The following is a 17,950-nucleotide window of genomic DNA, read 5'->3' on the forward strand; positions in this document are numbered from 1 at the left end:
TTGCCGGACTACACGCGGGAGACGAACCGCGCGACACCGTCACCGGCAGCGATATGAAGGTGAAAGATGCCGATTGTGCTGTTCGTCGCCGAGCGTGGTCAGAACCTGACAGCCCCCATGCTCAACACGCTGCGCCACGTCCTGCACAACCGCGAGGAGATGCGTCCCGAGCTTCGAGTCCAGCTCGAGCAGCGACCGGACATGACGCTTGGGGACAACGATCACATGATCGGTTCCGAAGCCGGGAATCGGCGGTCGGAAAGCAAGCACACGCTCCGTCTCGGCCACAACGTCGATCTCGATCACCCGGGGAATGACCTCATCGCAATACCAATCCGGCTCTGCCGCAACAGGCAACGCTACGGGCAGCTCGACCACGCCCCACTCGACGAATATTCCGGCGACTGACGGCTCAGCTTCGATGGCAAACCGCCACCCCTTCGACTGCCGAAACTGAGCCACGCTGATCGTGTCAGCCGGGTCAGCTCGATCTCATCGGCAACGGACAGTTCGCTGTACGGCTCGGTGTAACCACGTAGGGATCAACGGCACGATCGGCCCGCACCTCCGCAAGGGAAGCACGGGCGTTACGTGTCACGTTGGCGCACAACGAGTACGGCGACACTCATGCGAGCAGGGCGTACAGGGACCAGTCGAGAACCGGCGCGACCGAACCATCGCCTCGCGTGGCATCGACGAGCACGCGCAGCTGCGCGATGCCGCCTCCCTCGGGCAGTTCCCAGCCCCGCTGCACGGTGATCGTCGAACGCAGGGTGTCGCCCTCGTGAACCGGGCCCACGTGATCGCAACCGTCCCAGGCGAGGACTGTGACCAGCGCTGGAATCGCCCGGCACACCTGATGGAAGGCGAGGCCGATGGTGTGCCCGCCGTAGACGAGCCGATCCCCGCCCGCGGCGACCGCATCATGATGGACGGTCGCGAGATTGCCCGTGAGCCGGGCCAGTTCGGGGGCCGACGTGACAACGTCGGCACCCTCGATCCGCCAGGCGCGGTCCAACTGCCCGAAGTGCGGTCCGGGCACCCGGTCGCGGAAGGCCGTCAGATCCCAGCCCTGTACGGCCTCGGTCAGCTCGCCGTCGGCGATCGCGCTGCCCAGCGCCGACAGATCGTCGGCATGGCCGGTGGGCTCGCTGCCGGGGGACAGCGGCAGCATCGCGCACCGCCAGAAGTCCAGCACGATGCGATCGTGCTGGTCGGTGGTGGTGATGTGCAGGGCGGCCAGGCCGGTGAGCGCGCGGCCGGGTTTGGCCGAGTTCTGCTTGAGGCCCTCGACTCGGGTCATCGTCGAGAGGGTGTCGCCGATCGCTGGGAGCCGATGGAAGCGCAGGCCCCGATAGAACAGATTGGCCCGAACGCGTTGGGTGACAACGGTCGACTGCCCGATCGCGGTATCCCACACCAGCGCGGGCGAGGCGATCGGAGACCGAGCGCCTGTCACGGCCTCGGACAGCACGGCGTCGCGCGAGATTCGCAGCCGGTTGCCGACGATCGCGCCGTGCGTGGCCTGCATCCCGTCGGTGAGGGTCACCGACGGGGCGTCGAATGTCGCGCCGACCTCGAGTTCATCGAAGTAGACGCCGCGAACCTGCACGGTATCCGCTGGCGAGCCGGCCGTCGTATCCATGGTCCTCCTGCCGCAAGTCTATTTGTACGGCCAATATGCCGCCCGCGCGGGCCGTACGTCAATGGGAGATAGGCCACGAAAACGCCATAATCCACAGCGGCGACCCGGAGGCGGCTTGCCTCGGGGTAGAAATGGCCGTACATTTCCTATCGAAGAGAGGAGGGCCCGTATGCAGCCACTCGACGGTATGACGGTGATCAGCCTGGAACAGGCCGTCGCGGCGCCGTTCGCCACCCGCCAGCTCGCGGATCTCGGCGCACGGGTGATCAAGGTCGAGCGCCCGGGCGCGGGCGACTTCGCACGGCGATACGACGAAACCGTGTACGGCCAGTCGAGCTACTTCGTGTGGCTCAACCGTTCCAAGGAATCGCTGACCCTCGACCTCAAGAGCCCCGAGGGCGGGCAGATCCTGCGCGAGTTGATCGACACGGCCGATGTCTTCGTGAACAACCTCGGCCCGGGGGCGATCGACCGGCTCGGACTCGACGCGCCGACGCTGACCGCCGTGCACCCACGGCTGGTGCACTGCACCGTTTCCGGCTACGGCACCACGGGCGCCTGGTCTCATCGCAAGGCCTACGACCTGCTGGTCCAGGCCGAGACGGGCCTGGTGTCGGTCACCGGAACCCCGGAGGCCGGCGCCCGCGCGGGGATCTCGGTCGCCGATATCGCCGCAGGCATGTACGCGTACTCGGGAATCCTCACCGCGCTGCTGCAACGGGCCACCACCGGGAAGGGCTCCACGCTGGAGGTCTCCCTGTTCGACGCGCTGGCCGAGTGGATGGGCAACCCCGCGTATTACACGATGTACGGCGGAACCCCACCGCCGCGCGCCGGTGCCGAACACGCGACGATCGCGCCCTACGGCCCCTACGCCTGCGCCACCGGCGACATCGTCATGCTCGCGATCCAGAATCAGCGAGAATGGCTTGCCTTCTGCACCAACGTGATCGAGCAGCCGGAACTTGCCGACGATCCCCGCTTCGTCACCAATCCGGCCCGCTGCGCGCACCGCACGGAACTCAACGCGATCATCACGGCACGATTCGCGCGGCTGAGCACCGACGACGCGATCGGCAGGCTCGACGCCGCGGCGATCGCCAATGCCCGCGTCAATACGATGACGCAGTTCGCCGATCATCCGGCTCTGGTGTCGCGTGACCGCTGGGTCGAGGTCGACACCCCCGGTGGAGCGATCAAGGCGCTCAAACCGCCAGCGGTCTTCAGCGGCGGCGAACCGCGCATGGCCGCCGTGCCCGCGATCGGCGAGCACACCGACGCGATACTGACCGAGCTGGGGCGCAGCGCCGCCGACATCGACCGACTGCGGTCCCAAGGGACCCTCTGACCTCCCCGAAGAAGGCACAAGCATGAGTGAACTGAACCAGGAAGAGCGCGCGATCGTCGCGACCGTGGCCGAGTGGGTCGACCGCGAAGTACGGCCCGTGGTAAGGGAATTGGAGCATTCCAACACCTACCCCGAAGCCTTGATCGAGCAGATGAAGCAGCTGGGGATCTACGGCCTGGCCGTGCCCGAGCCGTGGGGCGAGGTCAAGGTGTCGATGCCGTGCTACGTGGCGGTGACCACCGAACTCGCCCGCGGCTGGATGAGCCTGGCCGGCGCGATGGGCGGGCATACCGTCGTGGCCAAACTGCTCTCCGAGTTCGGAACCCAGGAGCAGAAGGATCACTATCTGCCCCGCATGGCGACCGGCGAGTTGCGGGCCACCATGGCCCTCACCGAGCCGGGCGGCGGCTCGGACCTGCAAGCCCTGACCACCACGGCGCGGCGGGACGGGGACGAGTTCGTCGTCAGCGGCGCGAAGACCTGGATTTCGAATGCCCGTCGCTCGGGCCTGATCGCCCTGCTGTGCAAGACCGATCCGGCGGCCACGCCCCGGCATCGCGGCATCTCGATCCTGCTCGTCGAGCACGGGCCGGGCCTGACGGTCTCCCGGGATCTGCCCAAGCTCGGATACAAGGGCGTCGAATCCTGCGAGCTGTCCTTCGACGGATACCGCACGCCGGTGTCCTCGGTGCTCGGCGGCGTCGAGGGACACGGTTTCGCCCAGATGATGAAGGGGCTGGAGACCGGTCGTATCCAGGTCGCCTCGCGCGCGCTCGGGGTCGCGCAGGCCGCCTTCGACGATGCCCTGGCATACGCCCAGCAGCGGGAGAGCTTCGGCAAGCCGATCTGGAAGCATCAGGCGATCGGTCACTACCTGGCGAATATGGCCACCAAACTGTCCGCGGCACGGCAGCTGACCCTGCACGCGGCCGAACGTTTCGACGCCGGCGCCCGCGTCGATATGGAGGCGGGGATGGCCAAGCTCTACGCGTCCGAGGTGGCCGCGGAGATCACCCTGGACGCCATTCGGATTCACGGCGGGTACGGCTACTCGACCGAATACGACGTCGAACGCTACTTCCGCGACGCCCCGCTGATGATCGTCGGGGAGGGGACCAACGAGATCCAGCGCAACGTCATCGCCGGCCAGCTGGTCGCGCGGGGTGGTCTGACGTTCTGACACCGCGCCTGGTCGCTTATGGTGTCGTGGTCCGACCGAACAGGAGCCAGGGAACGCGATGACAGAGCGCGGCGAGCAGCGACCGGCGTACCTGGTGGTCGCCGACGACCTGCGGGCTGCCATCGAACGTGACGAATACTCGGCGCAGCGTCGTCTGCCGACCGAATCCGAGCTGGCGAATCGGTATCAGCTCAGTCGTCAGACGATACGTCGCGCGTATCTGGAGCTGGTGGGCGCGGGACTGGTGGACCGGATTCCCGGGCGCGGCACCTTCGTCGCCGACCACCAGGCCAAATACGCCCGCCAGTTCGGTTCGTTCGAGGACCTGCTCGGGCTCGCGGAGGACACCAGTATCGAGCTGGTGCGGCCGCTCGGCCGCCAGGTGGACATCGCGGCGGCGGCACGGCTCGGGCTGGACGACGATATCGTCTATTCGCTGGGCTACGTCCGGTCCCACCACGACATCGCGTTCGGCTGGACGACGGTATCCATGCCCCCCAGGGTGGCGGAGATCGTCAGTGACACAACAGAATTTACAACGCTCGGCACAACGTCCGCCGCCACGGTGATCGGCCTGCTGGAGGGGCGGCTGCCCGATCCGATCGATCAGGCTCAGCAGTCGATCGCCGCGGTGGCGGCCGACGACGTGGTCGCCGGATTCCTCGGCTGCGCTCCCGGCTCGCCGATCTTGCGTATCGACCGGCTGTTCGTGAGCTCCCGGGCCGAACCGGTCGAACTGTCGGTGGGCTACTTCCTACCCGACCAGTACACCTACCGCACCAATCTGCTGCGGCAGCGCACCGACTGAGCGTGATCGTGCAGTAAGTCCCGCACAATCTCTCCGCAGCCCGCAGCCCGCAGCCCGCAGCCCGCAGCCCGCAGCCCGCAGCCCGCAGCCTGGCCCCGGACACAGGCTGTCGTGCGGTAGTCCCGCACAATCTCCTTGCGGCCTTGCGGCCTTGCGGCCTTGCGGCCTTGCGGCCTTGCGGCCTTGCGGCCTTGCGGCCTTGCGGCCTTGCGGCCTTGCGGCCTTGCGGCCTTGCGGCCTTGCGGCCGAATCGCTGGACCGCCGGTTCGTTGGGCGGCTGGGTCGCCGGGTCACCTGTACCGCCGGGTCGCTGGAGCGCTGGACTGCTGGAGCGCCGCTTCGCTGGGCGGCTGGGTCGCTGGAGCGCTGGACCGCCGGTTCGTTGGGTCGCTGGGTCGCTGGACCGCTGGGTCGTCGGGTCGCTGGACCGTCGGACCGCCGGCAGGCGAAGTACGCGAGCAGGTCGTCCGACCCTCGCAATCTTGTTAACGATGTCGCCGTCGAGGCACGGCTCAACCTGAACCGCAGGCACAAACTCGCACAAGTAGCAATTTACTGTGTTGTTGACTCCATCACAACATAATTGCACAATGCTTACATCACGACAGTGATACAGCCCACTCATGAAGCGTCCCTAGGGCTCGCCGATCCGACGACGAAAGAACACCGATGAACACTGACCTGCAGAACCCGGAAAACTTCCGCACCGGTGCCCCCTACGAGATCTACAAGTATCTGCGCGAGAACGACCCGGTCCACTGGCAGGAGGAGCCGGACGGCCCGGGATATTGGGCGCTCACGCGGCACGAGGACATCAAGCAGGTCGAACTCGACAGCGAGACCTTCTCCAACGAGCCGACGGTGACGATCTCGGACAAGAACCAGATCGGCGACGAGACGCACAAGCACCTGATCTTCTCCGACGCGCCGCACCACACCGCGCACCGCGAGATGCTCGCGCCGGAAATCGGTCTGACCCGTGTCCGGCCGGCCCGCGAGGGTATGGAGACGCTTGTCGACTCGATCATCGACCTGGTGATCGAGAAGGGCGAGGCCGACCTGGTCGAGGATCTGTCCGGCAAGATGGCCAGTTTCGCCATCGCCGACCTGATGGGGCTCGATCGTGACCACTCACTGGCGATGTTCCACGCCGCCGAGGTCCTGACCCGGTCCATCAGCACCTCCGAGGGCATCGGCCTGGAGGCCATGATGACCCTGTTCCAGCACGCGACCACCGCGTATCAGGAGCGCAAGGACGTCCCGCGCGAGGACACCCTCAGCCGGATCGCGCACGGCGAGATCATGGGCATTCCGGTCGACGAGTTCCAATTCCAGGTCGATTTCCAGCTCCTGGTCAGCGCGGGCAGCGATACCTCGCGCAACGTGCTCTCGACCGGCATGCTGACCCTGTTCGAACATCCGGAGGCCCGGCAGGCCCTGGTCGATGATCCGCGGCTGCTGCCCAAGGCGCTCGAGGAGATCCTGCGCTTCACTCCGCCGATCATGGCCATGCGCCGCACGGCCACTCGCGATACCGAACTGGGCGGCACGCAGATTCGCGCGGGGCAAAAGGTCGTCATGTACTACGGCGCCGCGAACCGCGACCCCGCGGTCTTCGAGAACCCGGACACCTTCGATATCACCCGAAAGCTCAACCCGCACCTGACATTCGGTGGTGGACGCCATCACTGTCTCGGCGCCCACCTCGCGCGCTTGGAGCTGACCACGATGTTCGGCGCGATGATCCGCCGGATGCCCGATATGGAGCTGGCCGGTCCGGTCGACTGGCCCGAACTCGGCGAGGCTCCGATGGTCGGGGGACCTGCCGGTATCCCGGTGCGGTTCACCCCCGGATCGAAGGTCGTCGACAACGCGGTCGCGCCGATCTTCGGCTGAGCCGCGAATTCGAAAGGACAAGTATGAAATTCGCCGTCGACCTCCACGTCTGCCAGAACATGGGCCAGTGCAGCTTCAGCGCACCGGAGGTGTTCGCGCTCGACGACGACGGGAAGCTGTCGTTCCGTAACGAGGCCTCCGACGAGTACGTCTCGCCCGAATTGGCCGATGACGCTGCCGATTCGGCGCAGACCGCCGCGGCCCTGTGCCCGATGGGGGCCATTCGGATCGACTGATCATGACGCAGCGGCGGCACGGGCGCGAACAGGATCCGAACTCGCCCGTGCCGCCGGCTTTTTCAGGTCGACTCGGATCCTGCCGGAGTAGACGGACTGGCCGGAGTAGACCGGGCCGGACGAACCGTTGCCTCGAATACACGTGTGCCGAGCCGCGGTTGCGGCTCGGCACACGATGCGTCCGTACTGCGGGATCTCAGGGAGTGGGCGAATCGACGTTGAACAGAATCATGTTGCCGCCGTCGACGACGAGCGTCTCGCCGGTGATCTGCCGGGACAGCGGCGAGACCAGGAACAGCAGCGCCGTGGCGATATCCGCCGGGTAGGAGAGCCTCCCGGTCGGCGTCTTGGCGACGTTCGAGTCCAGCAGTTCCTGGGTCCACTTCGGATTGGCCTGCGCACGCGGCGTCCGAACCGTCCCGGGCGCAACGGCATTGACCCGGATGCCCGCGGGGCCCAGCTCGACCGCCGAGGTGCGCACCAACGACATCAGCGCGGCCTTCATCGCCCCGTAGGCCGCGAGCTTGGGCGAACTCTGCAGGCCCGCAACGGATGCCACCACCGCGATCGCGCCGCTGGTACCGGTCCGCTGCCAGAATCGTGCGGCGTACTCGATCGCCAGATAGGCATGCTTCAGCACGATGTCCAGATGCCACTGCCAGTCGTCGTCGGTCAGGTCGACCAGCGCCTTGTAGCGGGCGAGGCCGACGATGTCGACCACACCGTCCAGGCGGCCCAATTCCTTTTCCACGAAATCGAAGATCGCGGCGACCGACTCCCGCGAGGTCAGCTCCCCGACATAGGGAACCCCGCCGACCTCGGCGGCCACGGCCTTGGCACGCTCGTCCTCGCGGTCGACGCACACGACGGTCGCCCCGTAGGCAGCCAGGGCGTGCGCGCTCTGATAACCGATCCCCTGTCCGGCGCCGAGAACGACATGGACCTGGCCGTCCAGGCGCATGAATGAGGCGTAATCAGGGACGACATTGGCGTCCGGCTCGATCGGCATCGGTAGATCTCTCCTGTTGTGTCAGTGGGCGGGCGGGGTCGTCTCGATCGGCGGACGCTTATCGGTTGCGCCAGTCGACGGCGCCATCCTCGACATGCGCGTGCGCGACCTTGTCGTCGTGAATCTCCGCCCAATGGGCGTGGTTGATCTGGTGAATGCTGAAGGCCGCCTGCATCGCGTTGGTGAAACCCTGAATGTCCTGGGTTTGGTTGACTGCCTCTTTGATCAGCAATGCAGCCACCGTGGGCCGCGCGGCGACCGTCCGGGCGAAATCGAGTGTGCGTTCGGCCAATTCATCGGCAGGGAATATCCGGCTCACCATTCCGATGCGGTGCGCCTCGTCGATGCCGATCGAGTCACCGGTGAGCAGCAGTTCCTTGGCCCGCCGGATTCCGAATTCCCACGGGTGCGCGAAATATTCCATACCGCACATGCCCAGCCGCACGCCGACGGGATCGGCGAAGGTCGTGCCCTCGGCGCCGACGATGAGGTCGCAGGACCAGGCCAGCGTCAAACCCGCGGCCAAGACGTCGCCCTGAACCTGGGCGATCGTGATCTTGCGCAGATTCCGCCACCGCACCGAGTTCTGGTAGTAGTAATGCCATTCCTGGATCATGCGTTTCTCCGCACCCTTGCGGGTGGCGCCGTTCAACGCGAACGTCGGATGCTGATCCGGTCCCGGGGCGCGTTCTTTCTCACGATCCGCCGTCCCCATGTCGTGCCCCGACGAGAACGACTGTCCCTCGCCGGCCATGATCACCACTCGCACGTCGTCGTCGGCTTCGGCGCGCAGCATCGCGTCGTCGAGTTCCACGAGCAGGGTGCGATTCTGCGCATTTCGATACCGCGCCCGGTCGAGCGTGATCCTGGCGATTTTCCCCTCGTCCAGGGATTCGTAACGGATAAAACGATATTCGGACATCGGCAACCTCACCTGATAGCGATCGGATTCAAGGGCGCACCCACGGCGCCGGTGACGGACAGGGGCGGGGCGCAGAGCATGAAGTCGTAACGGCCGTCCGACGCGCACGCGGCGGCGAGCGCGTCCAGATCCCAGATCTCGCCGATCAGCACGCCGGCGTTGACCAGCAGCACGACGTGCATGCCGAACTTGACCTCGGGCAGCGATTCACACGGGACGACCTCCAGACCCCATGTGTCCGAAGCGATTCCGGCGACCTTGCGCGGCAGCAGGTAATCGCACGCGCTCAGGCCCAGGCCCGGCGCCGGACCGGCCGCGTAGTCACCCCAGAACTCCTCCTGCCTGCGGCGAGCCATATGACCGGTCCGCACGAGCACGAAATCGCCCTCGCCGATCTCCACGCCCTGCGCCTGCGCGCACGCGGCCAGGTCGACATCCTGGATCGCCTGCTCCGGCTCCAGCCACGGCACCTCGAAGTACCGCGCGACATCGAGCAGAACGCCACGGCCGGTTGTGGTTTCGACCACCTCGGTGATCGCGTTGCGGCTCGCGCCCTGGCCGGTGACGGTCTGCGGCCCCTGACCGTTATAGGTCTGGCCGTCGAAGAAGACGTGGCAGAAGGCGTCCCACTGGGTGCCCGCCTGCAACGGCATGTAGATGCCGTCATCGGTGGACTGCATGCCGTGGCCGGCGTTGTCCCAGTCCGCGAGCAGGTCCCCGCCGTGCTTGTACATCACATGTTGCGGATTGACCCGCGCACTGCCGGGCCGGCCGCGATTGGGCCCCGTCCGGTCGAGCGGGATGCTCAGCGAGAAGACCTCTCCGGTCCGTACCAGAGCGGCCGCGGCCCGTACCGTCTCCGCCGTGACGTAGTTGGTGCTGCCGCGCCCGTCGTCGTCTCCCCATCGGCCCCAGGTGCGATAGCGCGAGGCCATCTCACGCACGTCGGCCTCGCTGTAGGACCGGCGAGCGGAGATCACCGGCCGCGTCGCGCTCGGCTTCTTGGCTTCACTGATGGGGAGCTCCTCGGGGATGCGGCAAACCATGGAGAGAGGCGGGCACCGTTGCGCGCCTCCCTTGCAGTATTAAATGCTACTGTTGTGTATGTCAACAATAACGCAGGTTGGCGCACTGCTTTAGTTATGTTAGAACATGATATGTACTTCGTGGCGGGCACTCCCGTAGTCCGCCCATCGACTCCCCAGGAAGGGCGCGTATGACAGCCCCGTCGACCGTTCCCGACGCCGCGACGATCGAATCGCTGGCCCGGAAGGTGGTGAGCGAGCACCCGCCCCGGGAGACGCCGCTGACCGAACTCATGGGCGCCTGGTACGACGCCGGGCTGACCTGGGTGCACTTCCCCGTCGGCCTCGGCGGCCTGGAGGCGGCGCGGGCGCTGCAACCGCTGGCGAACAGCATCATGCGCGAGGCCGGCGGCCCCGAGCCGCGCACGGTGAACACGATCGGATACGGGATCGTCGCCGGTACGATCCGCCGCTACGCGACCACCGAGCAGGCCGCGGCCCTGCTGCGCCCGCTGGCCACCGGGGAGGAAAAATGGTGCCAGCTCTTCAGTGAGCCCGGCGCCGGTTCCGATCTCGCCGGTCTGGCGACTCGCGCGGTCCGCGACGGGGACGGCTGGCGGATCACGGGCCAGAAGGTGTGGAACAGCCTCGCTCACACCGCTCGCTGGGGTGTGCTGCTGGCACGCACCGATCCCGACGTGCCCAAGCACAAGGGGCTGACGTACTTCATCATCGACATGCACTCACCCGGTGTCGACGTGCGGCCACTGCGCCAGCTGACCGGCCGCGCGCAGTTCAACGAGGTATTCCTCGACGGCGCGTACATCCCGGACACCCAGCGCTTCGGTGAGGTCGGCGCGGGCTGGATCGTCGCGAACAGCACGCTCGGCGACGAGCGCACATCGCTGGGCGACCGGGTTCCGGCCCGCGGCAGCGGCGCCATCGCGGACGCGCTGGAGCTGTGGGAGCGCTACCCCCACAGGCGCACGCCGGTGTTGCGAGAGCGCTTGGCCCGCCTGTGGATTCGCGCCGAGACCCATCGGCTCACCACCGACAGGGCGCGGGTGTCGGCCGCGACCCGCGGCGTCATGGGCCCGGAGAGCGCCATCACCAAGCTGGTGGGATCGGAACTGACACAGCACATCTACGAGTTCTGCATCGAACTGCTCGGTCCCGAGGGCACGTTGGTCGACACGTATTCTCCCGACGCCCTCGACGACGAGAGCGGTCCCACCGGCATTCAGCGCAAGTATCTGCGTTCGCGCGCGACCACGATCGAGGGCGGCACGTCCGAGATCCTGCGCAACGTAGTGGGCGAGCGGGTGCTGAAACTCCCGCAGGAAACCCGCAACGACAAGCGCATCCCCTGGCGCGAAGTGCCCCGATGACTTATTCCGACCGACCTCGAGGAAGTGCGATGCCCCAGGAGTTCGAATTCACCGACGATCTGCTCGAGCTGCGATCGATGATGCGCGATTTCTGCGCCACCACCTCGCCCGAGCCGGTCGTGCGCGAAACGATGCTCTCCGACAGCGGTTTCGATCCGGCCCTGTGGCGCCGGCTGGGCAGTGAGCTCGACGTGCTGGGCTTGGCGGTGCCGGAGGAGTACGGCGGCGCCGGCGCGGGTCTGGTCTATCAGGCGATCGTGCTGGAGGAACTGGGCGCATCCCTGCTCTGCGGTCCGGTGCTCGGCTGCCTGTGCCTCGCCGTGCCCGCGCTCGCCGCGTTGTCCGACAAAGAGGTCAAGGCGCGCTATCTGCCGGAAATACTTGCGGGCGAACGGATCGCGACCCTGGCCGCGCCGATCCGGGACGGCAGCCTCGGCATCGATGGGATCACCGTCGCGGCACGGCAGGATCGGGACGAGTGGATCCTCGACGGCACCGCGTCGTTCGTACCCGACGGCGCGAGCGCGGATCTCATCCTGGTCGCGGCGACCGTCGCGAACCAGGTGGCGCTGTTCGCCGTCGACGCCGACGCCGCGGGGCTGACCCGCACGGCGCTCTCGACGATGGATCTCACCCGCCGCCAGGCCGATCTCGCACTACGCAACACTCCCGCCCGGCAGATCGCCGGACCGGACGAAGCCACCGAGGTGATCGAGCGCGCGGCCCTGGTCGGCGCCGCACTGCTGGCCGCCGAGCAGGTGGGGGTCGCGCGGCAGATGCTGGACGCGACGGTCGCGCACGTCAGCGGCCGTCTCCAGTTCGGTCAGCCCATCGGCGCGTTCCAGGCGGTGAAACATCGCTGCGCGAACATGCTCGTCGCGCTGGAGCAGGCGCGCTCGGCCGCGTACCACGCCGCCTGGGCACTCGAGGATGCCAGCGATAACCCGCGCCTGGCAGTGAGCATGGCCCGTGGCGTCGCCTCGGAATCGTCGACCTGGATCAGCACCAGCGCCATCCAGATGCACGGCGGCCTCGGATTCACCTGGGAGGGAACGCCGCAGCTGTACTTCAAGCGCGCCACCACCGATGCGCTGGTGCTCGGCACGCCCGAACAGCACATCGACAACGTCGCGCACGCGGTCCTGGATTCCATCGCCGGAGCGGCCTGACACCGCAACGGTCCTCCCGCTGTTCGGCGAGTTTTTCGCCCGGAATCCAGCGCCTCACATGGTCCGCACCAGGAGCTTTCCGTACTCCTCCTCGATCATGAACCGATTGAGCAGTACGTGCCGGGCGCCGACGGACGCGTCCCGCCAGAACCGCTGGACGGGATGCGCGGCGGCCATCCCTTTGGTGCCGTGGAGATCGAGCATTCGTTCCAGCGCCGCGAGAGCGTCTTTCGCGGCGGACGCGAGTGCGTCACGTCCCTGTGCGATTTTCCGCGCCGTGTCCATCTCGCCGTTGTCGAGGGCGGCGTTACATGCGAGGGCTCGGTCGACGGCACCGTCGAGCAGTTCGGTCGCCTCGGCGAGCCGTGACCGCAGAGGAACACCCCGACGGTCGGTGGCTGATCAGCGATTCGATCCACCGGTGGTCCGAGACCCGCTCGCGGCCACCGGTCAGCCGAGGTTGGTGTATCGAAACGGCGCGATCGTGGATCGGCTACGGCGACTCGAGGGCGGGGCGGGGCAGTACGGCCTTGACGCGGGACACCAGGTCGGGCTGGTCGGATCGGGACAGCAGGACGCCTCGGGTCGCGGCGGCGATCTCGGCCGCCACCTCGACGGCGATATTCCTGCCCTCTTCGGCCGCGCCGTCCGCCGCGCGTTCCAGGCGCCGGACGAGTGTCGCGGGGATGCAGTCCGGCGCGAGTTCGCCTCGTAGCAGGTCCGCCTCGGCGGCCGAGCCCAGGGCGTGCAGGGTCGCGACCACGGGGACGTCGCCGTTGATGACGTCGAGCAGCGGTTCGAGCGCTTCCGGGCGATAGACCGGGCTGGTGACGATGAAGTGCGCGCCGGCGTCGATCTTGCGCCGGATGCGGATCCGGTCGGCGGCGGTGAGCCGGGGGACCGCGCGGATGCGGACCCCGATGTCGAAGTGGGTCGGGGTTTCCAGGCGCAGGCCGTGCCGGTCGATGCCCTCGTTGAGGTTGCCGAGCAGTTCGATGAGCTCGACCACGTCGACGGCCCACCGGCCCTCGCCCCACGACGCCTCGTCGCTGGGCGCGCTGCCGTTGCCGCACACCAGCCGGGTGACACCGCGCGCGTGGCCGCCCAGCAGGTGCGCCTGCAAGGCCATGACCGTGCGGCTCCAGGTGGTGACGGTGGCGACGGTGGGCACACCGGCGCGGCCGCGGCAGGCGGCGGCCAGGTCGATCGCCTGGTTGGTGCTGGTATAGCGCGATCGTTCGGGCCCGGACGTCGCCGTGACGACGAGGTCGGCCCCGGCGTCGCGGACCGCGGCCGCCGCGCGTGCCGCCTGTTCCCGGTCGCCCTCGCGGGGGACCACGTAGGCTCCCAGCACCGGCGCTCCCCGGGCGTTCAGGATGAGGTCGCGCACAGGTCACCGCCTAGGCCGTTCAGGATCTCGAGAGCCAGCTGCACCGCTAGGCGGTCAGTATACGAACCCAGGTCCACCCCGGCGATCTCCTCGGCCCGGCGCAGCCGGTAGGCGACCGTGTTCGGGTGGGTGTGCAGCAGGGCCGCCGCGCGTTGCGGACTTCCGTTCTCCCGGAAGTACACCGCGAGCGTCTCGCTGAAGCCGGTGCCGTTGGCCCGGTCGTAGTCGAGCAGTTCGCCCAGCACGTGCCGCGTGAACCGCCCGAGTTCCGCGACGTCGCTCACCTGCGCCAGCAACCGGTGCACGCCCAGCTCGGCGAATACGGTGACGCCGGACAGCCCCGGGAAGGTTCGCCCGATGTCCACGGCGCGTCTGGCCTCCTCGTAGGAGGTGCTGATGCGGGCGGCGCCGGTGTGCGGATCGCTCAGGCCCGCGACGATCCGGATCCCGGGGAATCGCGCGGTGACCGTTTCCCGGCACAGCTCGGCCAGGCCGCCGAGTCTGCGTGCCAGGCCCGCGTCGTCATCGCCCGGCACCAGCGCGACGACCTCGGTGCCGCGGTTGACGACCGTCGCGTCGGGACAGCGCGCGGCGATCAAATGCTCGACGAGATCGGTGACGGCGGGCGCCGGCGTGCCCTGCGCGGAGTCCACCGCGGTCAGGAGCACTCGCTGTCGGTGACCCGGTTCGATGCCGAGATGCCGTGCCCAGCCCTCGATATCGGCCGCGGTGCGGTTTCCGACGAGGACCAGCCCGTCGAACAGTTCACGGCGTGCACGCCCCGCCGCGATGGCGACGACGCGACGGCGGCCCAGGATTACGGCGCTGACCATGGCCGCGTGCTCGGTCACCAGGATGCGGGTGTCCTCACCGGTCTCGTCCGCGTCGTGACCGGCGGTGAGCAGGTAGGCCACGGCGTCGTCGCCCACGAGGATGGGCGCGACGACGAGTGAGACGGCCCGGGCGCCGAACGCCGGGAGGGACAGTGCGCGGCGCATCTGCGCGGCCGCGCAGATCAGCTGCGAGACCGCTTCCTTGTCGCTGTCCAACGCGCTGGCCAGCAGGTCGGGGGCAGGGCCATCGCTGAGCGCCAGCACCGACAGCGAATCGTCCACCACCGCGGCCCACACCCCGGCACGACGGGCGACCAGTGCGACGATCCGATCCAGATCGCCGTCGGCCGTCGCGACACCGGACAGTTCGCTGCACAACGCCACGACCTGATGCAGGTCCATGACTGTGCTGTCTGGGCTCATCGGGCGGCGCTCCTGGACATGAGTTGGTCCTGACTTTGATACCACCGAACGAAGCCGCAGGCCACTGTCCAGTCCTTTTGTGTTCGAGCACAATCCGCAGGCCGCTCGCCTTGGCCCCTGGGACCGTGCGCCGGGGACGCGCGTTTTGCGAACCTGAGCCGGGCGCCGCAGACATCGTCCGGCGGGTCCGTCGACGGAAGGAAACAACGTGGGTGAGGCAGTGAGTGGAGCGCAGCGGAGCGAACCATCAGGCACAGCGCGCCTCGCGCATGACGGAGCCGAGCGCCGGCGAGGTGGAGTCGTGAGCGAAAGCCTGCAGGCGGCGATCGATCGGGTGGGCAACCCGGTCGAACTCATGCGTGACCAGGCGCGCCGCGCATTCTCACACGGTTTCGGCTTCGTCCCCGCCGAGTTCACCAACTGGCGGGAGGAGGCGCTGGCGTGGCACACCTCGTGTGCGCTGATGGATCAGTCGCATCACATGGTCGACCTGTTCGTCCAGGGCCCGGACACCGTGCGGCTGCTCGAGTACCTGGGCGTCAACAGCTTCACCGGGTTCGGAAACGACAAGGCCAAGCAGTTCGTGGCCGTCAACAACGACGGGTACTACATCGGCGACTGTGTTCTGGTGGGGCTGGGCGACCGGTCGGTCGATCTGGTCGGCCGCCGGACGGCGCTGGACTGGGTCGAGTACAACGCGCTGACCGGCGACTGGGACGTGACGGTCGAGCGTGATCCGCAGTCCGTCGAGCGCGGCGGCCTGCCGCCCAAGCAGTACCGCTACGAGATCCAAGGGCCTGTGACCGCGGCCCTCGTGGAGAAACTGACCGGGGAACCGATGCCCGAGGTCAGGTTCTTCGGCATGACCGCCTTCACCATCGCCGGCAAGCGGGTGCGGGCCATCCGCCACGGCATGGCCGGCCAGGTGGGGTTCGAATTGTTCGGTCCGTGGGCGGACGGGCCCGCGGTGCGTGAGGCGATCCTGCGCGCGGGTGCGGAATTCGGGATGAAGCAGGTCGGGTCGGTGGCCTACTCGACGGCGAATCTGGAGTCGGGTTGGATCCCGGGTCCCATGCCTGCCATTCATACCGGCGAGTCGCTGGCCGGCTATCGCGAGTGGCTCCCCGCGAACAGCGCCGGGTCGCTGGCGGGCAGCCTGTTCTCCCGGAACGTGGCCGACTACTACGTCACGCCCTACGACCTGGGCTACGGACGGCACGTCAAGTTCGACCACGAGTTCGTGGGCATGGACGGTCTGCGCGACCGGGCCCGGGAACCGCAGCGGCACAAGGTGACCCTGGTGTGGCATCCCGAGGATGCCGCGCGCCTGTTCTCCTCGCTGTGGACTCCGGGCCCGACCTACAAGTATTTCTCCCTGCCCAAGGCGCGGTACGGACAGTTCCAGATGGACGAGGTGCTGGTCGGCGACGAGCGGGTCGGCATCTCGATGGACTGCGGGTACGTCGTGCGTGACCAGGCCGTGGTGTCGCTCGCGGTCCTCGACGAGGAATTCGCGCGGCCGGGCACGCAGGTGCGCGTCGTCTGGGGCGAGAATCCGGTGTCGGACAAGCCGTCCGTGGAGCCGCACGAGCAGGTCGAGATCCGCGCCACCGTCGAGGCCGCCCCGCTGGACAGCTTCGCCCGCACCCGCTACCGCGGCGTCTCGCAGTCATGAGCCCGCGCGAGGCGTCGTTGCTGTCGGATTTCTCCCTGGAGATCACGGGAAAGGACATCGACCGGCTGACCGCGGCCGCGCCGAACCTCCCGCTGGGTACGCGGGTGCACCTGACCTACCTGGACAGCGAGGATCTGGAGATCCGGGTCAAGGCGGCCGGCGTCTGCGGCGACCTGGGGCTGGTCCCGGTGCCGCACGTGGCGGCGCGGCGGCTGCGGTCGTCCGGGGAACTCGAGGAGTTCCTGACCTGCCTCGCCGATATCTCCGCCGCCGCCCGGCTGTTCGTGGTCGGTGGTGATCCGGCCGTCCCGCTCGGGCCGTATCCGGACGCGCTGTCGGTTCTGAGAAGCGCCATGCCGCGACGATTCGGGCTGGTCGAGGCCGGGATTGCCGGATATCCGGAGGGGCATCCCGATATCGCGACCGACGTGCTGTGGCGTGCGCTGGAGGACAAGGCCGCGCTGCTGAGCGAAACCGGGCTGGCGGGTTCGGTGGTCACCCAGTTCGGTTTCGACTCGGACGCGGTGCTGGACTGGATCGAGGAGGTCCGCTCGCGCGGGATCGCCCTGCCGGTACGGGTGGGCGTGCCCGGCCCGGCGGGCATCCGGCGCCTGGTGCGGTACGCGACCCGGTTCGGGGTGGGCACGAGTGCCGGGATCGTGCGCAAGTACGGGTTCTCGATCACCAACCTCGTGGGCGCCGCGGGGCCCGACCGGTTCCTGCGGGATCTGGCTCGGCGGTGGGAGCCGCGGCGGCACGGCGACGTGCGGATCCACTTCTACAGTTTTGGCGGGGTGGAGGCCACAGTGGAGTGGATAACGGAGTTCATCGCACGCCGCGGAGGCGAGGACGCCCGGTAGGCACGATATGTCAACAGATTGATCTTTGTAATACAAAGAGTCCGTAGATATTTGAGTCAGGAGTTTTCTTATGCCCCTCTAAGGGGATTTATTGCCTAGGTACGTGTGCGCTGCTATCGTCTCTCCTTGAGATTGTAAGACAA

General features: G+C 67.7%; 17 protein-coding genes. 9 read left to right on the forward strand and 8 right to left on the reverse strand.

Annotated elements, in window-relative coordinates; genetic code table 11:
• Positions 1 to 39: 39 nt before the first annotated feature.
• Both JZ791_RS46800 and JZ791_RS11375 read right to left on the reverse strand, forming a co-directional pair.
• Complete coding sequence (locus tag JZ791_RS46800) at positions 40 to 462, reverse strand: HIT family protein (RefSeq protein WP_216894202.1); 423 nt, start codon at positions 460 to 462, stop codon at positions 40 to 42.
• A gap of 163 nt (positions 463 to 625) precedes the next feature.
• Positions 626 to 1,645 carry a hotdog family protein gene (locus JZ791_RS11375; RefSeq protein ID WP_216894203.1) on the reverse strand — a complete coding sequence of 340 codons (1,020 nt, stop codon included), beginning with the start codon at positions 1,643 to 1,645 and terminating at the stop codon, positions 626 to 628.
• Between the two features lie 169 nt (positions 1,646 to 1,814).
• Between JZ791_RS11375 and JZ791_RS11380 the strand changes: the two genes are divergently transcribed.
• The 5 genes from JZ791_RS11380 (at position 1,815) to JZ791_RS11400 (ending at position 7,113) form a co-directional block, all read left to right on the forward strand.
• On the forward strand, positions 1,815 to 2,993 hold the full coding sequence (locus JZ791_RS11380) for a CaiB/BaiF CoA transferase family protein (protein ID WP_216894204.1): 1,179 nt from the start codon (positions 1,815 to 1,817) through the stop codon (positions 2,991 to 2,993).
• A gap of 22 nt (positions 2,994 to 3,015) precedes the next feature.
• Positions 3,016 to 4,173 (forward strand): acyl-CoA dehydrogenase family protein, encoded by a 1,158-nt coding sequence (locus JZ791_RS11385; protein WP_216894205.1) that lies wholly within the window; start codon positions 3,016 to 3,018, stop codon positions 4,171 to 4,173.
• Positions 4,174 to 4,231: 58 nt separating this feature from the next.
• Positions 4,232 to 4,981, forward strand: a complete 750-nt coding sequence (locus tag JZ791_RS11390; protein ID WP_216894206.1) for a GntR family transcriptional regulator — start codon at positions 4,232 to 4,234, stop codon at positions 4,979 to 4,981.
• Positions 4,982 to 5,650: 669 nt separating this feature from the next.
• Positions 5,651 to 6,877, forward strand: a complete 1,227-nt coding sequence (locus JZ791_RS11395) for a cytochrome P450 (RefSeq protein ID WP_216894207.1) — start codon at positions 5,651 to 5,653, stop codon at positions 6,875 to 6,877.
• Between the two features lie 23 nt (positions 6,878 to 6,900).
• Positions 6,901 to 7,113, forward strand: coding sequence for a ferredoxin (locus JZ791_RS11400; protein WP_216894208.1), 213 nt, complete (start codon positions 6,901 to 6,903; stop codon positions 7,111 to 7,113).
• 196 nt (positions 7,114 to 7,309) lie between these two features.
• On the opposite strand, the gene JZ791_RS11405 is transcribed toward JZ791_RS11400, so the two are convergent.
• The 3 genes from JZ791_RS11405 to JZ791_RS11415 are packed head-to-tail and all read right to left on the reverse strand — an operon-like array spanning position 7,310 to position 10,090.
• Positions 7,310 to 8,122, reverse strand: a complete 813-nt coding sequence (locus JZ791_RS11405) for an SDR family NAD(P)-dependent oxidoreductase (RefSeq protein ID WP_216894209.1) — start codon at positions 8,120 to 8,122, stop codon at positions 7,310 to 7,312.
• A gap of 58 nt (positions 8,123 to 8,180) precedes the next feature.
• Positions 8,181 to 9,044 (reverse strand): enoyl-CoA hydratase, encoded by an 864-nt coding sequence (locus tag JZ791_RS11410; protein ID WP_216894210.1) that lies wholly within the window; start codon positions 9,042 to 9,044, stop codon positions 8,181 to 8,183.
• Between the two features lie 8 nt (positions 9,045 to 9,052).
• Positions 9,053 to 10,090: a cyclase family protein gene (locus JZ791_RS11415; protein WP_254205564.1), complete on the reverse strand. Its 1,038-nt coding sequence runs from the start codon at positions 10,088 to 10,090 to the stop codon at positions 9,053 to 9,055.
• A gap of 170 nt (positions 10,091 to 10,260) precedes the next feature.
• Between JZ791_RS11415 and JZ791_RS11420 the strand changes: the two genes are divergently transcribed.
• Positions 10,261 to 11,457, forward strand: coding sequence for an acyl-CoA dehydrogenase family protein (locus tag JZ791_RS11420; RefSeq protein ID WP_216894211.1), 1,197 nt, complete (start codon positions 10,261 to 10,263; stop codon positions 11,455 to 11,457).
• Between the two features lie 29 nt (positions 11,458 to 11,486).
• Positions 11,487 to 12,626, forward strand: coding sequence for an acyl-CoA dehydrogenase family protein (locus JZ791_RS11425; RefSeq protein WP_216894212.1), 1,140 nt, complete (start codon positions 11,487 to 11,489; stop codon positions 12,624 to 12,626).
• 54 nt (positions 12,627 to 12,680) lie between these two features.
• On the opposite strand, the gene JZ791_RS11430 is transcribed toward JZ791_RS11425, so the two are convergent.
• The 3 genes from JZ791_RS11430 to JZ791_RS11440 form a co-directional block, all read right to left on the reverse strand.
• On the reverse strand, positions 12,681 to 13,001 hold the full coding sequence (locus JZ791_RS11430) for an acyl-CoA dehydrogenase family protein (protein WP_216894258.1): 321 nt from the start codon (positions 12,999 to 13,001) through the stop codon (positions 12,681 to 12,683).
• Positions 13,002 to 13,119: 118 nt separating this feature from the next.
• A complete protein-coding gene (locus JZ791_RS11435; protein ID WP_216894213.1) occupies positions 13,120 to 14,016 on the reverse strand; it encodes a methylenetetrahydrofolate reductase in 897 nt (298 codons plus the stop codon).
• Entirely contained in the window at positions 13,998 to 15,272 is a 1,275-nt protein-coding gene (locus JZ791_RS11440; RefSeq protein ID WP_216894214.1) for a PucR family transcriptional regulator, read from the reverse strand. Before JZ791_RS11440 ends, JZ791_RS11435 begins: the two co-directional genes overlap by 19 nt.
• A gap of 301 nt (positions 15,273 to 15,573) precedes the next feature.
• Between JZ791_RS11440 and JZ791_RS11445 the strand changes: the two genes are divergently transcribed.
• Both JZ791_RS11445 and JZ791_RS11450 read left to right on the forward strand, forming a co-directional pair.
• Positions 15,574 to 16,947, forward strand: coding sequence for a hypothetical protein (locus tag JZ791_RS11445; RefSeq protein ID WP_216894215.1), 1,374 nt, complete (start codon positions 15,574 to 15,576; stop codon positions 16,945 to 16,947).
• Entirely contained in the window at positions 16,944 to 17,807 is an 864-nt protein-coding gene (locus tag JZ791_RS11450; RefSeq protein WP_216894216.1) for a methylenetetrahydrofolate reductase, read from the forward strand. The genes JZ791_RS11445 and JZ791_RS11450 overlap by 4 nt, the downstream gene beginning before the upstream one ends.
• Positions 17,808 to 17,950 lie beyond the last annotated feature (143 nt).

The organism is Nocardia alni, assembly GCF_019038435.1.
Taxonomy (GTDB): domain Bacteria; phylum Actinomycetota; class Actinomycetes; order Mycobacteriales; family Mycobacteriaceae; genus Nocardia; species Nocardia alni.

Excerpts from the sequence above, each read along its gene's own strand:
- JZ791_RS11375 (WP_216894203.1), bottom strand. The coding sequence starts at position 1,645 with ATGGATACGACGGCCGGCTCGCCAGCGGATACCGTGCAGGTTCGCGGC.
- JZ791_RS11380 (WP_216894204.1), top strand. The coding sequence starts at position 1,815 with ATGCAGCCACTCGACGGTATGACGGTGATCAGCCTGGAACAGGCCGTC.
- JZ791_RS11385 (WP_216894205.1), top strand. The coding sequence starts at position 3,016 with ATGAGTGAACTGAACCAGGAAGAGCGCGCGATCGTCGCGACCGTGGCC.
- JZ791_RS11390 (WP_216894206.1), top strand. The coding sequence starts at position 4,232 with ATGACAGAGCGCGGCGAGCAGCGACCGGCGTACCTGGTGGTCGCCGAC.
- JZ791_RS11395 (WP_216894207.1), top strand. The coding sequence starts at position 5,651 with ATGAACACTGACCTGCAGAACCCGGAAAACTTCCGCACCGGTGCCCCC.
- JZ791_RS11400 (WP_216894208.1), top strand. The coding sequence starts at position 6,901 with ATGAAATTCGCCGTCGACCTCCACGTCTGCCAGAACATGGGCCAGTGC.
- JZ791_RS11405 (WP_216894209.1), bottom strand. The coding sequence starts at position 8,122 with ATGCCGATCGAGCCGGACGCCAATGTCGTCCCTGATTACGCCTCATTC.
- JZ791_RS11410 (WP_216894210.1), bottom strand. The coding sequence starts at position 9,044 with ATGTCCGAATATCGTTTTATCCGTTACGAATCCCTGGACGAGGGGAAA.
- JZ791_RS11415 (WP_254205564.1), bottom strand. The coding sequence starts at position 10,090 with ATGGTTTGCCGCATCCCCGAGGAGCTCCCCATCAGTGAAGCCAAGAAG.
- JZ791_RS11420 (WP_216894211.1), top strand. The coding sequence starts at position 10,261 with ATGACAGCCCCGTCGACCGTTCCCGACGCCGCGACGATCGAATCGCTG.
- JZ791_RS11425 (WP_216894212.1), top strand. The coding sequence starts at position 11,487 with ATGCCCCAGGAGTTCGAATTCACCGACGATCTGCTCGAGCTGCGATCG.
- JZ791_RS11440 (WP_216894214.1), bottom strand. The coding sequence starts at position 15,272 with ATGAGCCCAGACAGCACAGTCATGGACCTGCATCAGGTCGTGGCGTTG.
- JZ791_RS11450 (WP_216894216.1), top strand. The coding sequence starts at position 16,944 with ATGAGCCCGCGCGAGGCGTCGTTGCTGTCGGATTTCTCCCTGGAGATC.